At 60.4% G+C, this 21,777-nt stretch carries 22 protein-coding genes and 2 tRNA genes; 9 read left to right on the forward strand and 15 right to left on the reverse strand.

The window, feature by feature from the left end; all coding sequences use genetic code 11:
- The first annotated feature begins 94 nt into the window (after positions 1-94).
- Both AC4BCN_RS19245 and AC4BCN_RS19250 read left to right on the forward strand, forming a co-directional pair.
- Positions 95-2,152 (forward strand): methyl-accepting chemotaxis protein, encoded by a 2,058-nt coding sequence (locus AC4BCN_RS19245; RefSeq protein WP_490491525.1) that lies wholly within the window; start codon positions 95-97, stop codon positions 2,150-2,152.
- 225 nt (positions 2,153-2,377) lie between these two features.
- The gene (locus AC4BCN_RS19250; protein WP_034751913.1) at positions 2,378-3,187 is read left to right on the forward strand and encodes a Crp/Fnr family transcriptional regulator; all 810 of its coding nucleotides are present in this window, start codon (positions 2,378-2,380) and stop codon (positions 3,185-3,187) included.
- A gap of 64 nt (positions 3,188-3,251) precedes the next feature.
- Here the strand turns inward: AC4BCN_RS19250 and AC4BCN_RS19255 are convergent, their stop codons facing one another.
- From AC4BCN_RS19255 to AC4BCN_RS19310, 12 genes are all read right to left on the reverse strand, one after another.
- A complete protein-coding gene (locus AC4BCN_RS19255) occupies positions 3,252-4,667 on the reverse strand; it encodes a sensor histidine kinase (RefSeq protein ID WP_139089702.1) in 1,416 nt (471 codons plus the stop codon).
- 144 nt (positions 4,668-4,811) lie between these two features.
- Positions 4,812-5,444, reverse strand: a complete 633-nt coding sequence (locus AC4BCN_RS19260) for a response regulator (protein WP_010399201.1) — start codon at positions 5,442-5,444, stop codon at positions 4,812-4,814.
- Positions 5,445-5,654: 210 nt separating this feature from the next.
- The gene (locus AC4BCN_RS19265; RefSeq protein ID WP_139089703.1) at positions 5,655-6,050 is read right to left on the reverse strand and encodes a MerR family transcriptional regulator; all 396 of its coding nucleotides are present in this window, start codon (positions 6,048-6,050) and stop codon (positions 5,655-5,657) included.
- 10 nt (positions 6,051-6,060) lie between these two features.
- Positions 6,061-6,408 carry an integration host factor subunit alpha gene (locus AC4BCN_RS19270; protein WP_010399205.1) on the reverse strand — a complete coding sequence of 116 codons (348 nt, stop codon included), beginning with the start codon at positions 6,406-6,408 and terminating at the stop codon, positions 6,061-6,063.
- A gap of 170 nt (positions 6,409-6,578) precedes the next feature.
- Positions 6,579-9,005 carry a phenylalanine--tRNA ligase subunit beta gene (gene pheT / locus AC4BCN_RS19275; protein WP_490491526.1) on the reverse strand — a complete coding sequence of 809 codons (2,427 nt, stop codon included), beginning with the start codon at positions 9,003-9,005 and terminating at the stop codon, positions 6,579-6,581.
- Between the two features lie 78 nt (positions 9,006-9,083).
- Entirely contained in the window at positions 9,084-10,100 is a 1,017-nt protein-coding gene (pheS, locus tag AC4BCN_RS19280) for a phenylalanine--tRNA ligase subunit alpha (RefSeq protein WP_034751917.1), read from the reverse strand.
- 145 nt (positions 10,101-10,245) lie between these two features.
- The gene (rplT, locus tag AC4BCN_RS19285) at positions 10,246-10,605 is read right to left on the reverse strand and encodes a 50S ribosomal protein L20 (RefSeq protein WP_010399214.1); all 360 of its coding nucleotides are present in this window, start codon (positions 10,603-10,605) and stop codon (positions 10,246-10,248) included.
- A 26-nt stretch (positions 10,606-10,631) separates the two neighbouring features.
- On the reverse strand, positions 10,632-10,829 hold the full coding sequence (gene rpmI / locus AC4BCN_RS19290; RefSeq protein WP_038493025.1) for a 50S ribosomal protein L35: 198 nt from the start codon (positions 10,827-10,829) through the stop codon (positions 10,632-10,634).
- Positions 10,830-11,056: 227 nt separating this feature from the next.
- A complete protein-coding gene (gene infC / locus AC4BCN_RS19295) occupies positions 11,057-11,617 on the reverse strand; it encodes a translation initiation factor IF-3 (RefSeq protein ID WP_205711303.1) in 561 nt (186 codons plus the stop codon).
- A gap of 12 nt (positions 11,618-11,629) precedes the next feature.
- Entirely contained in the window at positions 11,630-13,537 is a 1,908-nt protein-coding gene (gene thrS / locus AC4BCN_RS19300; protein ID WP_139089705.1) for a threonine--tRNA ligase, read from the reverse strand.
- Between the two features lie 213 nt (positions 13,538-13,750).
- Positions 13,751-13,827, reverse strand: a tRNA-Val gene (locus AC4BCN_RS19305).
- A 63-nt stretch (positions 13,828-13,890) separates the two neighbouring features.
- Positions 13,891-13,967, reverse strand: a tRNA-Val gene (locus AC4BCN_RS19310).
- 136 nt (positions 13,968-14,103) lie between these two features.
- On the opposite strand from AC4BCN_RS19310, the gene AC4BCN_RS19315 reads away from it, so the two are divergent.
- A complete protein-coding gene (locus tag AC4BCN_RS19315) occupies positions 14,104-14,568 on the forward strand; it encodes a hypothetical protein (protein WP_070304716.1) in 465 nt (154 codons plus the stop codon).
- Position 14,569: 1 nt separating this feature from the next.
- Here the strand turns inward: AC4BCN_RS19315 and AC4BCN_RS19320 are convergent, their stop codons facing one another.
- Positions 14,570-15,676, reverse strand: coding sequence for an acyltransferase family protein (locus AC4BCN_RS19320; protein ID WP_490491527.1), 1,107 nt, complete (start codon positions 15,674-15,676; stop codon positions 14,570-14,572).
- Between the two features lie 139 nt (positions 15,677-15,815).
- Between AC4BCN_RS19320 and AC4BCN_RS19325 the strand changes: the two genes are divergently transcribed.
- Positions 15,816-16,778: a M14 family metallopeptidase gene (locus AC4BCN_RS19325; protein ID WP_139089706.1), complete on the forward strand. Its 963-nt coding sequence runs from the start codon at positions 15,816-15,818 to the stop codon at positions 16,776-16,778.
- Positions 16,779-16,939: 161 nt separating this feature from the next.
- Here the strand turns inward: AC4BCN_RS19325 and AC4BCN_RS19330 are convergent, their stop codons facing one another.
- Both AC4BCN_RS19330 and sugE read right to left on the reverse strand, forming a co-directional pair.
- The gene (locus AC4BCN_RS19330) at positions 16,940-17,269 is read right to left on the reverse strand and encodes an SMR family transporter (protein ID WP_070217979.1); all 330 of its coding nucleotides are present in this window, start codon (positions 17,267-17,269) and stop codon (positions 16,940-16,942) included.
- A 22-nt stretch (positions 17,270-17,291) separates the two neighbouring features.
- Positions 17,292-17,612, reverse strand: a complete 321-nt coding sequence (gene sugE / locus AC4BCN_RS19335; RefSeq protein WP_046684095.1) for a quaternary ammonium compound efflux SMR transporter SugE — start codon at positions 17,610-17,612, stop codon at positions 17,292-17,294.
- Positions 17,613-17,825: 213 nt separating this feature from the next.
- Between sugE and AC4BCN_RS19340 the strand changes: the two genes are divergently transcribed.
- From AC4BCN_RS19340 to AC4BCN_RS19360, 5 genes are all read left to right on the forward strand, one after another.
- Positions 17,826-18,185: a DUF1304 domain-containing protein gene (locus AC4BCN_RS19340; RefSeq protein WP_034751924.1), complete on the forward strand. Its 360-nt coding sequence runs from the start codon at positions 17,826-17,828 to the stop codon at positions 18,183-18,185.
- A 164-nt stretch (positions 18,186-18,349) separates the two neighbouring features.
- On the forward strand, positions 18,350-18,931 hold the full coding sequence (locus AC4BCN_RS19345; protein ID WP_139143482.1) for a hypothetical protein: 582 nt from the start codon (positions 18,350-18,352) through the stop codon (positions 18,929-18,931).
- 72 nt (positions 18,932-19,003) lie between these two features.
- On the forward strand, positions 19,004-20,176 hold the full coding sequence (locus AC4BCN_RS19350) for a helix-turn-helix transcriptional regulator (protein WP_490491528.1): 1,173 nt from the start codon (positions 19,004-19,006) through the stop codon (positions 20,174-20,176).
- A 139-nt stretch (positions 20,177-20,315) separates the two neighbouring features.
- Positions 20,316-20,612 (forward strand): ArsR/SmtB family transcription factor, encoded by a 297-nt coding sequence (locus AC4BCN_RS19355; RefSeq protein ID WP_490491529.1) that lies wholly within the window; start codon positions 20,316-20,318, stop codon positions 20,610-20,612.
- Positions 20,613-20,668: 56 nt separating this feature from the next.
- A complete protein-coding gene (locus AC4BCN_RS19360) occupies positions 20,669-21,733 on the forward strand; it encodes an alkene reductase (RefSeq protein WP_139089709.1) in 1,065 nt (354 codons plus the stop codon).
- Positions 21,734-21,777: the final 44 nt, after the last annotated feature.

Genomic DNA, 21,777 nt, shown 5'->3' on the forward strand with positions numbered 1-21,777 from the left:
AAAATGACTGCATCAGGGCGCACTTCATCAAGGGGTCACAATCCACAGGCAACATTGCACTGCAGAAATGTTGTCACCCTACCCTGGAAACCCGATGAAAATCCTCCTCACCCCCGCCATCCGACTCATGCAGCGCTTGCGCCTGCTACCCAAATTCATGCTTGTCTGCCTGGTCTTCCTGCTGCCGCTGGTGCTGGCGACCACCCTGCTGATCTCGGAACTGGGCAAATCGCTGGCCCAGGCGCAGGATGCGCAGCGGGGCGTGGCCTATGTGCGCCAGTTGCAGGAAGGCACGCGCCTGCTGCAGCAGCGGCGCGGCCTCGAACACTTGCGCCTGAGCGGCAAGGCGGGCATGGACAACACGGCCCTGAACGCGCGCATCACGGCCGCCCTGGCGGCCCTGGCGCGTCTGCCTGCCGGCGCCGGCTTGCCGCAGGCGGCCGAGCTGACGAAACAGTGGCAAGCCCTGCTGGGCCGCCAGGCCGGCCTCGCGGCGCGCGACAGCTACGCGGCGCATACGGCGCTGCTGCGCCAGGCGGCGAAACTGGGCCAGCTGGTGGCCGACCGTTCGCACCTGAGCCTGGACCCGGACGCGGGCGCCAACCACCTGAGCGCCGTCTTCACCGCCACCCTGCCCGACCTGGCCGAAAGCCTGTCCGACATCGCCGGGCGCGGCGCCGCCTACATCGACACGGGCCTGTTCGAGGCGAATGAAGATCAGCTCGTCAACGCCAACGCGCTGATCGCGCGCCACGAACTGGAACGCCTGCCGGCCCGCTTCGACGAAATCCTCGCCACCCGGCCGGAATTGCGCGCCAGCGTGCAGCCGACCCTGAAAGCCGTGCCAGCCGCGCTGGCCTTTCTCGAACGCACGAAAAACGAAGTGACGAATTCCTACGACCAGACGTCGGGCGCACAATTCCATGCGGCCGGCATGCAGGCAATCGACGCCCTGCAGGCGCTGTCCGGTGCTTCCGCCGGCGCCCTGGACGGTTTGCTGGCGCAGCGCATCGCCCGCGACGAGGCGCGCCGCGCCCTGATCCTGGCCACCATGCTGCTGGTGCTGCTGGCCGCTGCCTACCTGTGCGCGGGCTTTTATGCCGCGTTCGCGCGCGACGTGACGCAATTGCGCGTGGCTGTCGGCGCGGCGGCGGCGGGCGACCTGTCGCAGCGCATCACCTCGCAGGCACACGATGAAATCGGCGACCTGGTGCGCGACTTCGGCGCCATGACGCACGGCCTGGCCACCCTGGTGCAGGAAATCCGCGGCGGCGCGGCCGTCATCGCGGCGGCCGGCGCCGATATCGCCCAGGGCAACGCCGCCCTGTCCGGCCACACGGCCACGCAGGCCGATGCGCTGGGCGCCACCGTGGACTCGATGCGCGAGCTGACGGCCACCGTGGGCCGCAACGAGGCGCACGTAGGACAAGGGCGAACCCTGGTGGCGACGGCGGCCGACGTGGCCCTGCGCGGCGGCCAGACCGTGGGCGCCGTGGTCGACACCATGGCCTCGATCAAGGCCAGCTCGCACAAGATCGTCGACATCATCGGCGTCATCAACGGCATCGCCTTCCAGACGAATATCCTGGCCCTGAACGCGGCCGTCGAAGCGGCTAGAGCCGGCGAGCAGGGGCGCGGCTTTGCCGTCGTCGCCTCCGAAGTGCGCAGCCTGGCACAGCGCTCGAACGAGGCGGCGCTGGAAATCAAGCGTCTGATCGGCGATTCCGTCGCCACCGTGGATGCCGGCGGCGACCTCGTCAATGCGGCCGGCAACACCATGCGGCAAGTGGTCGACGCCGTGCAGCAGGTGGCCGTGGTGATCGGACGCATCAGCAGCGCCGGCGCCGAGCAGAATGGCGAGATCGCCCGCATCAACCAGGCGCTGGCGCAAATCGACGACATGACGCGCCAGAACGCGGGCCTGGTCGACGAGGCCCGCGCCGGTTCGCAGCGCCTGCACCAGGAAGGCGAAGCGCTGACGCAGGCCGTCAGCCGCTTCCGCCTGGGCGAGCACGAGGCGCCAAACCCGCGCCAGGCGCCGGCCGCAGCCGTGCGCGACGGCTTGCCCAGCGTGCGTCCGGCCGGCCTGTGGAGCGCCAATAAACCGCGCGTCATATCACAAAATCGCGCGGAACGGCGCAAGGCTAGCTAGTCAAAAGTGTGCACGTAGGACAAGGACTACAATTCCGCCTCAAATGAGACTACAAAGTGGCGACTGCTAATCTTATGTTCGCCACTTACATAAGCTTTTAAAGTAGCTACATCGCGATCTGCACCGCGCGGTCGAACAAAACGCCGTTATCACATGAGCACGGCAGCTTCTTTGACCAGCAACGCGGCAGTCGCACTCCGATGTAAAAAGCCTGTGAGGAATACTATGAACCAAACTCAACTTAGCACCCCGGTCCAGAAGAACCAGTTGCTGCCGCGCGCCATGCCGGCGGCCGGACGGGAAATCAAGCTTGCGTCGCGGGTTAGCCTCAGCAGTGCCCAACAGAATGAATTGCTGGCCGCCCTGCCGCGCGCCGCGCTTGAATCGCTGTTCGAAGACCTGGAACTGGTGGAACTGCCGTTCGGCAAGGAATTGTATGCCTACGGTAACAACCTGGAATACAGCTACTTCCCCACCACCGCCATCATTTCGCTGCTGTATGTGATGGAAGATGGCGCCACGACGGAAATCGCCGTCGTCGGCCATGAAGGCGTGGCCGGTGCCTCACTGCTGGCAGGCGAGCGCGCCATGTGCACGGCTGTCGTGCAAAGCGCCGGTTACGGCTACCGCCTGAAAACGCAAAGCTTGCGCGACGCGTTCAATCAAGGCGGCGCCCTGCCCCAGCTGCTGATGCGCTACACCAACGCCCTGTTTGCGCAAATGGCGCAGAACGCCGTCGGCGGCCGCCACAGCTCGATCGAACAAAAGCTGTGCCGCTGGCTGCTGGACCGCCTGGACCGTTCGCCATCGAATGAATTGAAAGTCACGCAAGAGCTGATCTCGATCATGCTGGGCGTGCGCCGCGAAAGCATCACGGCCGCCGCCGGCAAGCTGCAGGAAGAAGGCTTGATCCACTATCGCCGCGGCAATATCACGGTGCTGGACCGCGCCGGCCTGGAATGCTATGCAGGCGAGTGCTACAAAGTGGCCAAGACGGAATACGACCGCTTGCTGCGCGACGTTTCGCGCTGCTGATCATGCAAGATAAATAAAAAATGGCCGGGCTGCATGCCCGGCCATTTTTTTATCTCAAAGAAAATTACGCTTCGATATCCGCGTCGATGTCTTCCGGCTCCGGCGTCAGCGGCAACGGAATCACGGCTTCCACGCATGTCCCCTTGCCTTCCGGTCCCTGGCGCACGGTGAGAGTACCGCCCAGCAGCAAAGCGCGTTCGCGCATGCCCAGCAAGCCGTGCGACATCGGTTTTTGCAGCGCAGCTTCCGTGATGCCGATGCCGTCGTCGATCACGCGCAGCACCAGGCCGTGTTCATTGCGTTTCAAGGTCACGCTGACCATGCCGGCACGCGCATATTTCATGATATTCGTCAGCGATTCCTGCACGATACGGAACAGGGCAATCGTCAGGGTGGCTTCGCGGTTGTCGATATTGATGGCCACATCCGTTTCGCAACGAACCGAGCTCATGCGCGCAAAATCCTCGCAATAGCTTTCGATGGCGGCGCACAGGCCCAGGTTGTCCAGCAGGCTGGGGCGCAAATCCTCGACGATGCGGCGCTTGAGCTCCACCGTTTCCAGCAAGGTGGCCTTGGCGCGGCGCAATTGCATCGCCAGTTCCGGCTGCGTGTGCGCCAGTTGCTGCGTGACGGCACCCAGGTCCATGCTGATCGACGTCAGGTTGGCGCCCAGCTCATCGTGCAGCTCACGCGCCAGCCGCGCTTTTTCCACTTCATTGACGCTGATCAAATGACGCGACAGTACGGATAGCTGCTCGGTACGCTTGCTGACCGTCGATTCCAGAGTATCGTTGGCATTTTGCAATGCATACTCGACGGCCGCGCGGTTCTGGAAGCTGCGCCGCACCAGCTGGTAAAACATGATCAGCACAAGAATGGCCAGGGCATTGATGCCGATACCGAGCAGCACGGCTTTCTGGTACTCATGATAAAAGGCGGCGCTGCCGGTCGACAGCGCTTCATTCTGCTCGCGCGTCATGATCACCACCTGCAGACGGATCTCGTCCATGGTGGCGCGGTCATCGGTGACGCGCGAGATGTTGACGATCTCGGCCAGCCCGCCCTGCTTGTAGACATCGATCGATTGTTGCAACATCGACATCTTTCGGCGGATCAAGCTTTTCAGCTGGCCCAGGTTTTTCAGCTGGGTGGGACTGCCCGCGAGCAAGGTTTGCAGCTCGTTGAATTCGTTTTCGATTTCGGTGGTGGCGGTCTTCGACGGCCCCAGATAGGTTTCGGAGCCGGAAATGAAATAGCCGCGCAAGCTGCTTTCCGCATCGAGCACGAGCACATTCAAATACTGCAGGCGGTCGGCCACACGGGCGCTCTGGCTGAGCAAGGCGTTCGTGCCCTTCAACGACTGCAGGTTGTGATAAAGACTGAAGCCATTAAGTACAAGCAACAAGGCGCACGTCACGCACAGGATCGTCTTGTACAGGGGCAGGCGGTGATTCGGGGCCGGTTCAGCGGTGAAATACATCCTGATGTGCATCCTTAGCAAGGTTCGGCGCGGGAGAGAGCGCCGGCGCCGGCCAATTATAGTCCTCGCCACAAACTGCTGCACTGCACAAGTCGTGCTGGCTAGCTGGCTGAGCGATCATGTTTCAATGATCGCACCGCAGCGCTAGTCAAGCAAATTGTTTTTCATTGCGTAATAGGTCAAGTCGCTGTTAGATTGCAAGCCCATTTTTTCCATGATGCGCGTACGGTAGGTACTGACCGTCTTGATGCTCAGCGATAAGGCCACGCCGATATCGGACACGGTGGCGCCGCGCGCCAGGCGCAGGAAGACCTGGAACTCGCGGTCCGACAATTCCGTATGCAGGGCCGCATTCGTGTCGCGGTCGAACGACTGCGCCAGCAACTCGCCCACGGTGGAGCTGACATAGCGGCGTCCCTGGAATACGGTGCGCACGGCCGTCATCAGCTCGTCGGCTTCGCATTCCTTGTTCAGATAGCCGTTCGCGCCCATCTTGAACAGGTTCAGCGCGTACTGCTGCGCGGGATAGCCGCTGAGTATCAGCACGGGCAATTCCGGCTGGCCCTGGCGGATCGTGCGCAAGGTATCGATGCCGCTTTGATCGGGCATGGCTATATCGAGCAGCAATACATCGCAAATTTCGCGGCGGGCGATATCGAGCGCTTCGCGCCCGGTACCGGCTTCCGCCACCACACTGAAATCGTCAGAAGACGAAAAAATCTGTTTGAATCCAGCTCGTACTATTTGGTGATCATCACAAATGGCAACGCGTATCATTGTTTCCCCTTAAATTTTCCTGGCCTGGGAAAGACTACCGGAACCTGAACGCTGCTCCGGTTCAGCGTCACTAACAAAAACGCAACATTAACATTATATTCAAAATATGGCGCGCCGTACGGTAGCGTGAGCGCCAAGGCGGGGCGCCCATGCAGTATAGTCAACTTGGTCAACTGCTACCGGACAACCCCACCTATATTGGTACAAATCTTATTTTAGCAAGGTTAAAATCGCCATTAATTCATTGCGTATCCACACGCGGTCCAACGGCACTTCCTGCGGCACGGCAGGCATGGCCGGCAGCTCGTCGGCGATGGCATGCGATGCGCCACGGCTGTCGAGCTTGTTGCGCGCCCCGCTGATGGTAAAGCCCTGCTCGTACAGCAATTCGCGGATGCGGCGTATCAGCAGCACCTCATGGTGCTGATAATAACGGCGGTTTCCACGTCGTTTGACCGGCTTGAGCTGGGAAAACTCCTGCTCCCAGTAGCGCAATACGTGCGGTTTGACGCCGCACAACTCGCTCACCTCGCCGATCGTGAAATAGCGTTTCGCCGGAATCGGCGGCAAGGCGATCAACTCGGTTTTACTGATGCGCTCGTTCATCGCCACTCACTCAGGCAGCACGTGCCAGCGGACTGGTCTCTTCGACCATGCTTTTCAGCTTCTGGCTCGCATGGAAGGTCACGACACGGCGCGCCGTGATGGGGATCTCTTCGCCCGTCTTCGGATTGCGGCCCGGCCGTTGCGGCTTGTCGCGCAACTGGAAATTGCCGAAACCGGACAACTTGACGGCCTCGCCACGCTCGAGCGCGTTGCGGATTTCGTCGAAAAAGGTCTCGACCATATCCTTCGCTTCGCGCTTGTTCAGGCCCACTTGCTCGAACAACAGTTCGGCCAGTTCCGCCTTGGTCAAGGTCGGTAAATCTTTTTCCGCTTCCTGGCGCACCTTGGCAACCAGCATGGCCCGATGCAAATCGGCGGCCAGTGCGGATTGCAGTACGGCGGAATCAACGTCGCTGTTATTAATTTTCCTGCCCTGCCTTTTCTGTGCGCCCGAGCTCGCCACATGGCAAGCTCGTCTACGATTGACGACGGAAAGGCCGTCACGCAAGGCGACGGCCAGTCCGGTAATTACGAACGCAGTTTCGCGTCGTGGCCCTGCTTGGCCGCATCGATCAGAACAGCCATCAGGCCATCGACGACATCGTCTTGCAGGGTGTTTTGAGTATCTTGCAAGCTAATCCGGAAAGCAAGGCTTTTTTCATCCGCTTCCAGACCTTTTCCACGATATTCATCAAATAAAACAATGGCTTGCACGATACGCGCTGCCGGGCTCGCCTTCGCTGCCGCGTGGAAGCTGTCGAGCAGATCCTGCACGGCCACCGATTGCTTGACGACCACGGCCAGGTCGCGGCTGACGCCAGGGAATTTCGAGATTTCCTGGTACGCGGGCACGACTCTTTGCGTCAGCGCAGCAGCATCGACTTCGAACAGCACGGGTGCCAGCGGCAAGTCATACTTTTGCATCCAGCGCGGGTGCAATTCGCCGATGAAACCGATGACCTTGCCATCGAGCTCCACGTTGGCCGAACGGCCCGGATGGAGGGCCGGATGCTCCGCCTTGGTGAAACGCAAGACCAGCGGCGCGAACAGCGCTTCCAGGTCCGCCTTCACGTCGAAGAAGTCGACCGTGCGCGCAGCCTGGCCCCACTGCTCGTCGGCAACCGCGCCGTAGGCCATGGCGGCCACGCGCTTGGGCTGGGCGTAGCCGGCCACCGACAACGGGCCGTTTTCCACGCTGTCGTCGCGCTGGTAGATGGCGCCCACTTCGAAGATGCGCACGCGGTTCGTCTTGCGGTTCAGGTTGTAGCGCACATTGGCGATCAGGCTGCCGATCAGCGAGGAGCGCATCACGCTCATCTGGCTGGCGATCGGGTTCTGCAATTTGATCGGGTTCGTGTTGCCCGAGAAATCGCGCTCCCATGCCGTATCGACAAAGCTCATGTTAACCACTTCCTGGAAACCCAGGTCGGCCAGTTCATGACGTACCGCAAACAGCGAGCGGGTATTTTCCGGTGCAATCTGCATCACGTTCGCAGCCACGGGCGGCAAGGCCGGGATGTTTTCAAAGCCGTACACGCGTGCCACTTCCTCGATCAGGTCTTCCTCGATCTCGATGTCGAAACGGTAGCTGGGCGAGGTCACGGAAAACACGCCGTCCGCCAGGGTGTATGGCAGGGCCAGGCGCGTGAAGATATCGGCGATCAGCTCATCGTTGAGCGGCACACCGATGACTTTTTGCGCGCGCGCCGTGCGCATCGACACGGGCTGGCGTTGCGGCAGGTTCACCACGTGGTCGTCGACGGGGCCGACGGTCGTCGCCGGCGTGCCGCAGATTTCCACGATCAGTGCCGTGATGCGCTCGATGTGTTCGACGGTGGTGGCGAAATCGACACCGCGCTCGAAGCGGTGCGCCGCATCGGTCGAGAAATTCAAACGGCGCGCGCGGCCTTGAATGGCGTTCGGCCACCAGAATGCCGCTTCCAGATAGATGCTGTCCGTATCGTCCGATACGGAGCTGGCGTCGCCGCCCATGATGCCGGCCAAGGATTCGATTTCTTTATCATCAGCAATGACGCCGATCCACTCGTCGACGGCAATGGTATTGCCGTTCAACAGCTTGACGGATTCGCCCGCCTTGCCCCAACGCACGTCGAGACTGCCGTGGATCTTGGCCAGGTCAAACACGTGGCTGGGACGGCCCAGTTCCAGCATGACATAGTTCGAGATATCGACCAGGGCCGACAACGGACGCTGGCCGCTGCGCTCGAGGCGCTGCTTCATCCAGTCCGGCGTGGCTGCCTTGGCGTTCAAGCCGCGGATGACGCGGCCCGTGAAACGGCCGCACAGGTCCGGCGCGCTGACTTTCACGGGCAGGATTTCATCGCTGGAAACAGGCACGGTGCGGAACTGCGGCGCATTCAGGGGCACACCCGTCAAGGCCGACACTTCGCGCGCCACGCCCAGCACGGACAGGCAATCCGCCTTGTTCGGCGTCAACTTGATGGTGAATTTCAAATCGTTGAGCGCAAAGTAATCGCGGAAGTTCTGGCCGATCGGCGCGTCGTCCGGCAATTCCATCAAGCCGGCGTTTTCTTCCGACAATTTCAATTCGCGCGCGGAGCACAGCATGCCTTGCGACTCGACGCCGCGCAGCTGGCCCACCTTGATTTCAAACGGCTTGCCATCGGCGCCAGGCGGCAGCACGGCGCCGGCCATCGCGCAGACGACTTTCAAGCCCGGGCGCACGTTCGGCGCGCCGCAGACGATGTTGAGCATGGTGCCTGTGCCGACGTCGACCTGGCACACATTCAGGCGGTCCGCGTTCGGATGTTTTTCCATCTCCAGGACCAGGCCCACCACCACGTTCGAGAACGGGGGCGCGACAGGATCGACGTCCTCGACTTCGAGACCGGACATGGTCAGCAGATGGGCCAGTTCGTCCGAAGTCATCTTCGGATCGACCATGGTACGGAGCCAGTTTTCGGAAAATTGCATAATCAAGCCTTCAAAGGGTCAAAGCTCACAGCGCGAGCGCACAGGCGCTCAAGCGCCATGAATCAAACGGAACAACGCTTAGTTGAATTGCTTCAAGAAACGCAAGTCGCCTTCATAGAACAGGCGCAGGTCGTTGATGCCGTAACGCAGCATCGTCAAGCGTTCCAGGCCGGAGCCGAAAGCGAAACCGATGAATTTCTCGGGATCGAGGCCGAAGTTCTTCACCACGGTCGGATGCACCTGGCCGGCGCCCGACACTTCCAGCCAGCGGCCTTTCAATGGGCCGGAGCCAAAGGCGATGTCGATCTCGGCCGACGGTTCCGTGAACGGGAAGTACGACGGGCGGAAGCGCACCTGCAGGTCGTCCGTCTCGAAGAAGGCCTTGACGAAATTCAGGTACACGCCCTTCAGGTCGGCAAAGCTGATGTCTTCGGCAATCCACAGGCCTTCGACCTGGTGGAACATCGGCGAATGGGTGGCATCGCTGTCGACGCGGTAGGTGCGGCCCGGCGCGATGACCTTGATCGGCGGCGTATGCGTGCGCGCATAACGCACCTGCATCGGGCTCGTGTGCGTGCGCAGCAGCAAGGGCTTGCCATCGGTGTCGTTGCCATCGATGTAGAACGTGTCTTGCATGGAACGGGCTGGATGGTTTTCCGGGCTGTTCAGCGCCGTGAAGTTGGTCCAGTCGTTTTCGATTTCAGGGCCGTCGGCCACGTCGAAACCGATGGAGCGGAAGATTTCCTCGACCCGCTCCCACGTACGCATCACGGGATGGATGCCGCCTGGCATGCGGCCACGGCCTGGCAGGGTCACGTCGATCGCTTCGGCGTTCAGACGGCCTTGCATCTGGGCATCGGCCAGCGCATCACGGCGCGCCGTCAGCGCGTCTTCGATCTGCACTTTAACGGCGTTGATCAGGGCGCCCTGCGCCTTGCGCGCGTCCGGGTCCAGCTTGCCCAGGCCCTTCATCATTTCGGTAATCTGGCCAGTCTTGCCCAGGTAGCGGGCTTTGGCGTTTTCAAGTGCGGCAGCGTCTGCGGCGGCGATAAAGTCAGCCTGGGCCGAGACGACGAGTTCTTCTAGGGAGTTCATGCGGCATTTCCTGTTTTGGACATCAATTCTGGACTCGGCTATCAAAAGTCCAACAATCAAAAACGGAAACGGGGCATAAGGTTCACACCCCTGCCCCGCTCTTTATGACGTCACCCTACGGATGACGTTGTGCAATGACCGATGCTTACGCAGCGATTTTTGCTTTAACTGCGTTGACAATCGCAGCGAATGCTGGCTTGTCCATCACAGCCATATCGGCCAGGACTTTACGGTCCAGTTCGATATTTGCTTTTTTCAAGCCGTTCATGAATACGCTGTACGTTACGCCATGCTCACGGGAAGCGGCGTTGATACGGGCGATCCACAGGCGGCGGAAAACGCGCTTCTTGTTGCGGCGATCGCGGTAAGCGTATTGGCCAGCGCGCATAACTGCTTGCTTGGCAACACGGTATACACGGCTGCGGCGACCACGGTAGCCTTTAGCTTGAACAAGAATCTTCTTATGACGGGCACGAGCTGTAACCCCACGTTTTACTCTAGGCATAGTAACTCCTTAAATTGAGTGTGAGATTAAGCAGTCGGCATCATGCGCATGACGGATGTGACATCCGATGCGTTGATGTTACGGGTACCGCGCAACTGACGTTTGTTTTTGGTGGTTTTCTTGGTCAGGATGTGGCGTTTGAACGCGTGACCCGACTTGACTGTTCCACCTGGACGCACGCGAAAACGTTTTTTCGCGGAGCTTTTGGTCTTCATTTTAGGCATAGCAATCTGTCCTCTTACGGACAGCTCCATTTATAACAGGATTGCAGGTGGCAACACGACGCTGCGCTTAGATGCCTGCTTTCACATGTTGTGCAGCGGATGCGAGTCCACTACAGTTCACGCGGCCCGGGCATTGCTGACCGGGCCGCGCAAATTCTGCCTGGAATCTGGTGTCGCGCCCATGCAGGCACAAACCACGTCGATCCACAGTAAAACGCTATTGTATCTTACTTCTTCTTCTTAGGCGAAAGAACCATGATCATTTGGCGGCCTTCCATCTTCGGGAACTGCTCGACCTGGCCATACGGCTCCAGATCGGCTTTCAGACGTTCCAGCATGCGGAAGCCAATATCCTGATGCGCCATCTCACGACCGCGGAAACGCAAGGTGATCTTGGTTTTATCGCCATCTTCAAGGAACTTGATGAGATTACGCAACTTGATATTGTAGTCACCATCATCAGTCCCCGGACGGAATTTGACTTCCTTCACGAGGATGATCTTTTGCTTCAATTTGGCTTCGTGAGCTTTCTTTTGCTCCGAATACTTAAATTTGCCGTAGTCCATCAAACGGCACACCGGTGGCTGCGCGGTAGGCGCAATTTCCACCAGATCGACGTTTGCCTCTTCCGCCAGGCGGAAGGCTTCAGCCAAACTTACGATACCGAGTGGCTCGTTATCGACCCCGCTTAAACGCATTTCAGGGGCAGTGATTTCGCCATTGATGCGATGTGACTTGTCAGTAGCTATTGTAATTTCCTTTAAAAATCTTGTAAGACGGTCGTGCAGCGAGTTTCCTCGTCAGGCCTTGGTGTCGACTTCATGTTTGAGTCGCTCTATCAGGGCATCGACGGACATCACGCCCAGATCGACATTGCCCCGCGCCCGCACGGCCACTGTATTCGCATCCCGCTCTTTGTCGCCAATCACTAAGATGTAAGGCAATTTTTGTACGGAATGTTCACGTATTTTATAGGTAATCTTCTCGTTACGCAAATCAGCCTGTACGCGCAGCCCCGCTTTGCGCAGTTTTGTTGTAACTTCCTGTACATAGTCGGCTTGAGCGTCGGAAATATTCAACACCGACACTTGCACCGGCGACAGCCACAACGGCATGGCGCCCGCATAGTGTTCGATCAGGATGCCGATGAAACGTTCCAGCGAACCGACGATCGCGCGGTGCAGCATGATCGGCACCTGGCGCGTGTTGTCCACGGCCACGTATTCGGCACCCAGGCGGCCCGGCATCGACGGATCGATCTGCACGGTGCCCACTTGCCATGCGCGGCCCAGACTATCCTTCAGGTGGTATTCGATCTTCGGACCGTAGAACGCGCCCTCGCCCGGCAATTCCGTCCATTCCACGCCGCAGGCGCGCAGGGCCGAACGCAGGGATTCCTCGGCGAAATCCCACGATTCTTCCGTGCCGATGCGGTTATCGGGACGCAAAGCCAGTTTCACATCGATATTCGTGAAGCCGAAAGCCGTGTACACATCCATCGCCTGCTGGTGGAACGCCGTCACCTCACCGGCGATCTGCTCTTCCAGGCAGAAGATGTGGCCATCATCCTGCGTAAAGCCGCGCACGCGCATCATGCCGTGCAAGGCGCCCGACGGCTCGTTGCGGTGGCATTGGCCGAATTCGCCGTAACGCAATGGCAGGTCGCGGTAGCTGCGCATGCCATTGTTGAAAATCTGAATATGGCCAGGGCAATTCATCGGCTTCAGCGCATAGGCGCGATTTTCCGATTCCGTGATGAACATGTTTTCACGGTAATTGTCCCAGTGGCCCGTTTTTTCCCACAGGCCACGGTCGAGAATTTGCGGCGCCTTGACTTCCTGATAGCCATTGACCTGGTACACATTGCGCATGTATTGCTCGACTTGCTGCCAGATCGACCAGCCTTTCGGGTGCCAGAAGATCAGGCCCGGCGCTTCTTCCTGGAAATGGAAGAAATCGAGCTGCTTGCCCAATTTGCGGTGGTCGCGCTTTTCGGCCTCTTCCAGGTTGTGCAAATACAGTTCCTGGTCTTCCTTCTTGGCCCAGGCCGTGCCATAGATACGCTGCAGCATCTCGTTTTTCGAGTCGCCGCGCCAGTAGGCGCCGGCCAGCTTCATCAGCTTGAACACTTTCAGCTTGCCCGTCGATGGCACGTGGGGGCCGCGGCACAAGTCCGTAAACTTGCCTTCGGAATACAGCGACACTTCCTGGTCGGCCGGGATCGAACCGATCAGTTCAGCCTTGTACGCTTCGCCGATACCCTTGAAGTACTCGATGGCTTCGTCGCGCGCGACAACCTTGCGCGTGACTTGCTCATCCTTCTTGGCCAGTTCCGCCATTTTCTTTTCGATCGCCGTCAAATCTTCGGGCGTGAACGGACGCTTGTAGGCGAAGTCATAGTAAAAGCCGTTGTCGATCACGGGACCGATGGTCACTTGCGCGTCGGGGAACAATTCCTTGACGGCATACGCCAGCAAGTGGGCCGTCGAGTGGCGGATCACTTCCAGGCCATCGGCATCCTTGTCCGTCACGATCGCCAGTTCCGCGTCGTGCTCGATCAGATAGGAAGTATCGACCAGCTTGCCATCAACCTTGCCGGCCAAGGCAGCCTTGGCCAGGCCGGTACCAATATTGGCCGCAACCTGGGCCACGGTGACCGGGCCGTCGAATTGACGGGCGGAACCATCGGGAAGTCGGATTGTAAGCATATTGATCTCCATATCGGCGCTGGCGCCAGGTAAAACTGCAATGTGGTGTGAACTGAAAAACTGAAAGGAAAACGCGGACGCAAAAAAACGCGGACTAGCCGCGTTTTTCACTTTCTTGAGACAAAGGAAACCCGTTCGACTAGCGTCACTCCCAAAGCTTGGTAGTAGTTCGCGGTGTCATAACCGGTTTACCCTTTCTCTCTAACTGCATTCTGGTGGGCGGTGAGGAATTCGAATCCCCGACCCCTTGGATGTCGACCAAGTATTCTAACCAGCTGAACTAACCGCCCGTAAAACTTTTTTATCGATCACTGCATCAGCAATCGTCTTTAAAACCATCTACTGCCAAATTCTGGTGGGCGGTGAGGAATTCGAATCCCCGACCCCTTGGATGTCGACCAAGTATTCTAACCAGCTGAACTAACCGCCCCGAAGACCAGCATTATAGAGAGGCTTTCCCAGAATGACAAGGGCTGTTTTACAGGAAACTTTAATCATTCTCCGGGCGTCAGCCTCCTTTATATGGAGAGGGCCCGCAGCGCATGGAATGCCGCTAGAATCGGGGCATGAATTCCACCATACTAACTTGGCTGAAAACCCTGAGCCGCATTTGCGGTTTTGAAACGGCCGACTCCTTCCCGCCCCATCATCCGTATGCGCGCACGCGCTGGGACGCCGCGTATTTCGATATTGCCTCCGACGTGAAGCCCGACGAGATCGAGCGGCGCATCTGCGCGGCCATCGCCAACACGCCGAGCGTCTTCGCCTACATCACCAACCCCACGCCGCGCATGCAGCGTGCGCTGCTGAACGTGATCCACGACCGGCTGCGGCGCCAGCCCGGCGCGGGCGCCACGGACCTGGTCTTGTTATTGATCAACGCCTACGCCAGCGACCACATCACGGAAGCCGTGCCCGGCCTGCGCACCCTGATCTTCAACACGGAACACGAAGACACGAACCTGCGCGTGCATGCAATCCTGGAATTGCTGGTGGGCACGCCGCGCGGGCTCGACGTCATCGATATGTAAATCAGGCGTGATTGGCGGGAACATAGCGCGCCCGCAAACGCATGAACGGCGTTTCCACCAAAGCATATAAAAGCCAGCCCGTGGCGATGCTGGCAGCAATACTGGCCAGTATCGCTGTGAGGCTATCGGCGCCATGGCCAACGTCTTGCAAATAGGGCCGCAATAAGATGCACAGCTGCTTGTGCAGCAAGTAAATCGCATACGACCACAGGGCCAGGCTGGCCGCGCCCGGCACGCGCAGTCGATAGAGTGCGCTGGCGGGACTGAGCGCCGCGATCAGCAGCAGGGTAAAACTGGCGGCCAGGGCCGGATAGCCGAACACCGTCACCCAGTAGCCATAGTGATCGTTGAGGAACACATAAAACATCAGCGCCGTACCTGCGATTCCGGCCAGCAAGCTGCGGTTGCCATGGGATGTCAGGCGCGTCCAGGCGGCCGGATGGTAGTTCTTCAGCAGCGCCAGCGCCACGCCCGCCACCAGCTCGTCGAAGCGGCACCACGACGCGTAATAAATATACTTGTAATAGCCAAGGCCGCCGCGTGGCACTTGCACATACTCATCCCACAAATAGGCGCGCACCAGCATGCCCACGATAAAGCTGGCGGCCACGGCCAGCCACGCCCACAGCAAGGACTTGCGGCAAGCGGCGATCAGCAGCGCCACGGCCGGCAGCAGCACGTAGAACTGCTCTTCCACGCACAGCGACCACGCATGGGAAAACGCCGTACCCGGCGTTAAATTGATGTTTTGCGTAAAGGTCAGGAATTTCCACAGCGGCAATAACGCACTATCGCCGCGAAACGCGGGCCACAAGTAATACAGGGCCAGCACGGCGTAGAAACTGGGCAAGGTGCGCAGGAAGCGCCGTGTATAGAAACGCGGCAAGGAAAAGCCGTGCTCGCTGCGCAAGGCCGCAAAGATCTGATTGCCGATCAGGTAGCCGCTGAGGGCAAAGAACAGGTCCACGCCCGTCCAGCCGATTTCGCCCCAGAAACCGAACGCCCCCTCGCTGACGAACAGCAAATAATGGTTCATGAAGACGAGCACGATGGCCAGCGCACGCAGGGTATCGAGGCCGTACAGGCGGGAAGGATGGGAAGTGGGCATGGATATCGGCAAGGGAAAACAACGGTGGCGCCGATCATGCCATGCCGGGGCCGACGATGCGCACATTTTTACGGGAGCCTGTGGCGAATCCCGCTAAAATATGCCGACCCCGCTTTCCCTTCCCGCAACAGCATAGGATATGTCCAGCATGAGCAGCGCACTCCACTTCAAGTCCATCAACTACACGGGCCAAGGCAGCGGCCCCCGCCTGATCGTCACCGGCGCCGTACACGGCAATGAAACCTGCGGCACCAAGGGCATCCACCGCGTGATGGCTGAACTCGACAGCGGCGCCCTTTCCATCGTGGCCGGCAGCGTCACGTTCGTGCCCATCACCAACCCGCTTGCCTACGCCAAGGGCGTGCGCAGCGGCGACCGCAACCTGAACCGGAACCTGTTCCCCAACGACAATCCACAGGATTTCGAAGACCGCATCGCCAACTGGCTGTGCCCGCTGCTGGGCCAGCACGACGTGCTGCTGGACTTGCACTCGTTCAATGCCGACAGCCAGCCCTTCGTCATGGTGGGTCCGCGCAACAACGATGGCCCGCTGCAACCGTTCAAGCACGAAGACAAGGAACGCGCGCTGGCGCGCCGCCTGGGCGTGCGCCGCTTCGTCGATGGCTGGCTGCAAACGTATGGCGCCGGCGTGCAGCGCCGCCTGGGCAGCAGCGACCAGGTGGGCATGGTCTTGCGCTACGGCGTGGGCACGACGGAATACATGCGCTCGACGGGCGGCTATGCGCTGACCCTGGAATGCGGCCAGCACGCGGACCCGGCAGCGCCGGACATTGCCTACCGCGCCATCATGAACACGCTCGCCTTCCTCGGCTTCATCGACGCGCCGCAGCCCGAACCGATTGCCGATGCGGACATGGAAGCGCTGAACATGGTTGTCGTGCACGACAAGCTCGATGCAGGCGACCGCTTCATCAAGACCTGGTCCAGCTTTGACAAGGTGAAACAGGGCGAGCAGATCGGCGTGCGCGCGGACGGCACGCCCGTGACGGCCGAGTTCGACGCCTACATCCTGTTCCCGGACGTCAACGCGCAAGCCAATGCCGAGTGGTATTACCTGGCAAGGGTTGCCAGCAGTTTTTGATTAGAGCCTATTCCAGTAGGGAGCGTCATCTGCTGGTAGTTCATCAGGAGCGCGGACAAGGCGTGAGGAGGACGCGTGGCGAGCCACGCGACGACGATCAACGCAGTCCCCGCTTCTGAGGGGCGCCAGCAGGGGATGTATTCATCTACTGGGATAGGCTCCTAGTGCCCGACGGACTTGGAAAACAAGTTAATCACGAGCACGCCGGCAATGATCAGCCCCAGGCCGATCAAGGCTGGCGTATCGAGGCTCTGCTTGAACCAGAACCAGCCGACGGCGGAAATGAGCACGATGCCCACGCCCGACCAGATCGCATACACGATGCCGGTAGGAATGACCTTCAAGGTCAGGGATAGGCACCAGAAAGCGATGCTGTAGCCAACCACGGTGATGACACTGGGCCACAAGCGGCTGAAACCCTCGGACGCCTTCAAGGCGCTGGTGGCAATCACTTCGGCGATGATGGCGATGGCCAGGTAGAAATAGGTCATGGCAAGACTCATGCGGGCGTCCTTATTGTGGGCTGAGCAGTTTCAAGCCCAGGATGCCGGACACGATCAGGGCGATGCAGGCGATGCGCGCGGCACTGGCCGGTTCGCCCAGCACCATGATGCCAAAGATGGCCGTGCCAACGGTGCCGATGCCCGTCCAGATGGCGTAGGCCGTGCCCAGCGGCAAGGTGCGCAAGGCCAGGCCCAGCATCACCACGCTGCCCACCATGGAAACAGCCGTCAGCACGGAAGGCACGAGGCGCGTAAAGCCGGCGCTGTATTTGAGGCCGATGGCCCAGCCGATTTCCAGCAAACCCGCCAATACCAGAATGATCCATGCCATACTTTTCTCCCGAGGCGGCAGGGTCGTCCCCGCCATACAGCCCCCACATCGAGCGGGGTCGTCCCCACAGGAGCAAAGGGAAAAGTATACCATTGGGTGAAAAATCTTGCCCCAAGCACACTATGCGCTAGTGCGGCTGCTCTAATCGAAAGTTGCCAAAAAACATGCACTTGGCAGCATAATTGCCGCATCCATTCACTTTCGGGAACAACAATGCTGCTACTGGCCCAAATCCTTACCGCCCTCATCCTGCTGCTGCACGTGTACATCGTGCTGCTGGAAACCGTGCTGTTCGATGCGCGCGGACGCAAGGTGTTTGGCCTGTCCAAGGAAAAGGCGGAGATCGTGCGTCCCGCCATGTCGAACCAGGGTTGCTACAACGGCTTTCTCGTCGCCGCGCTGGCACTGGGCTTTTTTCACCCGGACGCGGCCATCGCTTATGCATTCACCGTGTTCGGCCTGGCGTGCATCGCCGTGGCCGGCGTGTGGGGCGCGGCCACCGTCATGACGCGCATCCTCTACCTGCAAACGGTGCCTGCCGTCATCGCCTTGCTGCTGTTCCACTTCGCCTGATGCCTGCCGGGGCGGCCAGCCGGCCGCCCTCCCCCGCTCCGTGCTGCCCGCGCATACCCCATATGGGTGATGTTTCCAAAAAACATGCCCGATACAATTCCTTGTAGCAATAAAAAAGATACCACCAGATACATGGTGGCACGTCACAGTCCACAGGGGAAATCATGCAAGCACATCCAACCACCTTTGCCGTCACTTTACTCGGCTGCCTCATGCTGTCCGCCTGCGGTGGCGGCGGCAGCGACGACACCAGCTCGGGCAGCGGTTCCACCAGCGCCGGCGGCACCAGCGGCACCTCGGCAAACTGCCAGTACAGCAATCTGATCAGCGACGCGGAACGCAAGCAGGCCAGCGCCTGCGGCATCCAGGTATCGGGCAACTATGCGCAGGCCGATTCCGGCTATGACAGCGTGATCGCCGCCTGCAAGCTGGGGGAAAAAGCCAAGGCCGATGCCTACTACAGCGGCACGTACCAGAAAATGGTCGACTATGCGCGCAGCGTGAGCAAGGAACTGGGCTGCGGGCAAAACAATGGCACCACCTTGCCCAACAACACGACGGCAAGCAACTACAATTTCTGTGTCAAAAGCACCACCGTCAATGGTAAGCTCAGCTATGAAGGCGCTTGCTACGGCCCCGTCAAATCTGGCGAAGGCGGCTGTGGCAGCGGCTATAACTATGTGAGCCAGTACGCCAGCCTCAGCACGTGCACGTCGGGCGGCAAAAGCTGGCTGGAATCGCGTTAAGGAAGCCGGGCGGCCGCAGCAAAGGCCGCCCTTGTCTGTCTTGCCCACCGCTTGCCGCCATGAGGATCGCCAATGACGCCATCGCTCGCCGTCGCCAGCCAGGCACTGATTACCCTGATCTACGAAGCGGCCACGCAACATGGTGCCTGGTCGCAATTCCTGGCCGCCCTGGCGCAACAGTTGCAGTCGCACGCAGGCTTGATCTGGGCCAATGATTTCAGCAACCGCTCAGTCGATGTCCAGCTGCCGGGCAGCGGCCTGGCCGCCACGTATGGCTTCGCATCGGACGCCATGGCCAGCTTTGCCAGCTATTACGGTGCGCGCAACGTGTGGCTGGAAGACGCCTCCCTGCACCGCGAAGGCGCCGTCGTCACCGGCTCCATGCTGTTTCCCGACCATTGCCTGAAGAAAACTGAATACTGGACGGACTGGCTGCGCCCGCAAGACATCTTTTATACGGCGGCGGCCATCGTCGAATTGCGCGCCGAACGCTCCACCAACGTCACCGTGGTGCGCCGCGAACGGGCGGGCGCCTACGACGCGGGCGAGCTGGCGCTGATGCGCAAGCTGATGCCGCATCTGCAAACGGCGTTTTCCCTGCAGCGCAAGCTGCGCCGGCTCGAAGTGCTGTCCCAGAGTTCCACCCAGGTACTGGAATTGCTGCCGTTTGGCGTGCTGCTGCTCGACGCCACGTCGCAATTGCTGTACGCCAACGAGCGGGCGCTGGCCATGACGGCGTCGACGCGGCTGCTGCGACTGCGCGAAGGCGCGCCCCTGTATTGCCCGCGCGAAGCGGACAACGGCGCGCTGCGGCGCTTGCTGCATGAGGCGGCGCAAACGGGAACGACGGCGGCAGGCGGCCCCGGCGGCGTACTCAATCTGAACGGCTTGACGGGCGAGCAGCTGCGCCTGCGCGTCACGCCCCTGCCCTCCTGGCACAGCCCATTCGGCTCGGCCAGCGCCATCGCCGTTTTCCTCAGCGACAGCAGTGACCTGATCACCTCCCTGGCCGCCACCTTGCGCAATTTCTATGGCATGACAGTGGCCGAGGCGCGCCTGACGGAAGCGCTCGTCAACGGCTATTCCTTGCAGGAATACGCCGAGCGCCAGCGCATTTCCATCCACACGGCGCGTACGCAGATCAAGAGCGCCACCGCCAAGGCCGGCGCCCAGCGCCAGGTGGACCTGGTGCGCATCGTGCTGACAGGTCCTGCCGTGCTTCAGCGCAATCCCCTTCCCGCCTGAATCCTTCAAAAATGCGTGCCGCCAGCACGCTTTTCATTTATATCGTAAGATAACCATATCGTAAAATAGCGATATTAGAATTGAACAATCACGATATATACATCGCTGAAAAGCGAATCGTATATTCAGGAGAAACAATATGGATATCGACGCCATCCACAAGGCGCTGGCCAATCCCGTGCGGCGGCAGATCCTGCAATGGCTGAAGGAGCCGGAACAGTATTTCCAGGAGCAGGATCACCCGCTGCACCTGGGCGTGTGCGCCGGCCTGATCGACCGGCGCCTGAACCTGTCGCAATCGACGGTGTCGGCGCACCTGGCCAGCTTGCAGAAGGCGGGCCTGATTTCGACCACCAAGGTGGGCCAATGGAGTTTCTTCAGCCGCAATGAAGCGACCATCCAGGCCTTTCTCGATCACATGCAGCAAGGTTTGTAACAGCAACCCCATCCACATCGCCGCACGCGGCACTCTCGACAGGAAAGACAACCATCATGGCAACTTTATTCGATCCCATCACCATTGGCAGCCTGCAACTGAAAAACCGCATCATCATGGCGCCGCTGACGCGTTCGCGCGCCGGCAATCCGGGCCGCGTGCCCAACGCCCTGATGGCCGAGTACTACACGCAGCGCGCTTCGGCCGGCATGATCATCTCGGAAGCGACGGCCGTCACGCCGCAGGGCGTGGGCTATGCCGACACCCCGGGCATCTGGTCCGAGGAACAGGTGGAAGGCTGGAAACACATCACCAAGGCCGTGCATGACGCGGGCGGCCTGATCGTGCTGCAACTGTGGCACGTGGGCCGCATTTCCGCACCACTCTTCCTCGACGGCGACCTGCCCGTGGCGCCCAGCGCCGTCAAGCCGGCCGGCCACGTGAGCCTGGTGCGCCCGCAACAGGAATTCGTCACGCCGCGCGCGCTCGATGTGGAAGAGATTCCCGGCATCGTCGCGGCCTACCGCCTGGGCGCGGAAAATGCGAAAAAAGCGGGCTTCGACGGCGTGGAAATCCACGGCGCCAATGGCTATTTGCTCGACCAGTTCCTGCAAGACAGCACCAACTTGCGCACCGACAACTATGGCGGGTCGATAGAAAACCGCGCCCGGTTGATGCTGGAAGTGACGGACGCGTGTATCGAAGTATGGGGCGCGGACAAGGTCGGCATGCATATGGCGCCGCGCCGCGACGCGCACGACATGGGCGACTCCGACCCGCGCGCCACCTTCGGCTACGTGGCACGCGAACTGGGCAAACGCGGCATCGCCTTCATCTGCGCGCGCGAAGCGCTTGGCGACGACCGCCTGGGTCCGTACCTGAAACAGGAATTCGGCGGCGTGTACATCGCCAACGAAAAAATGGACAAGGCGGCGGCCGAAGCCCTGCTGGCCAAGGGCGAAGCCGATGCCGTCGCCTTTGGCCTGTGGTTCATCGCCAACCCCGACCTGCCCATCCGCCTGCACAGCGACGCGCCGTTGAACCCGCTGAACCCGGCCACCCTGTACGCGCCGGACGCGGCCGGCTACACGGACTACCCGGCGCTGGCGGCCCACGGCTGAACGGCGCCCTGAGCAGCAACTAGCGGCTCCCCCCGGCGGCGGGC

It is taken from the genome of Janthinobacterium sp. Bl 1, assembly GCF_058215535.1.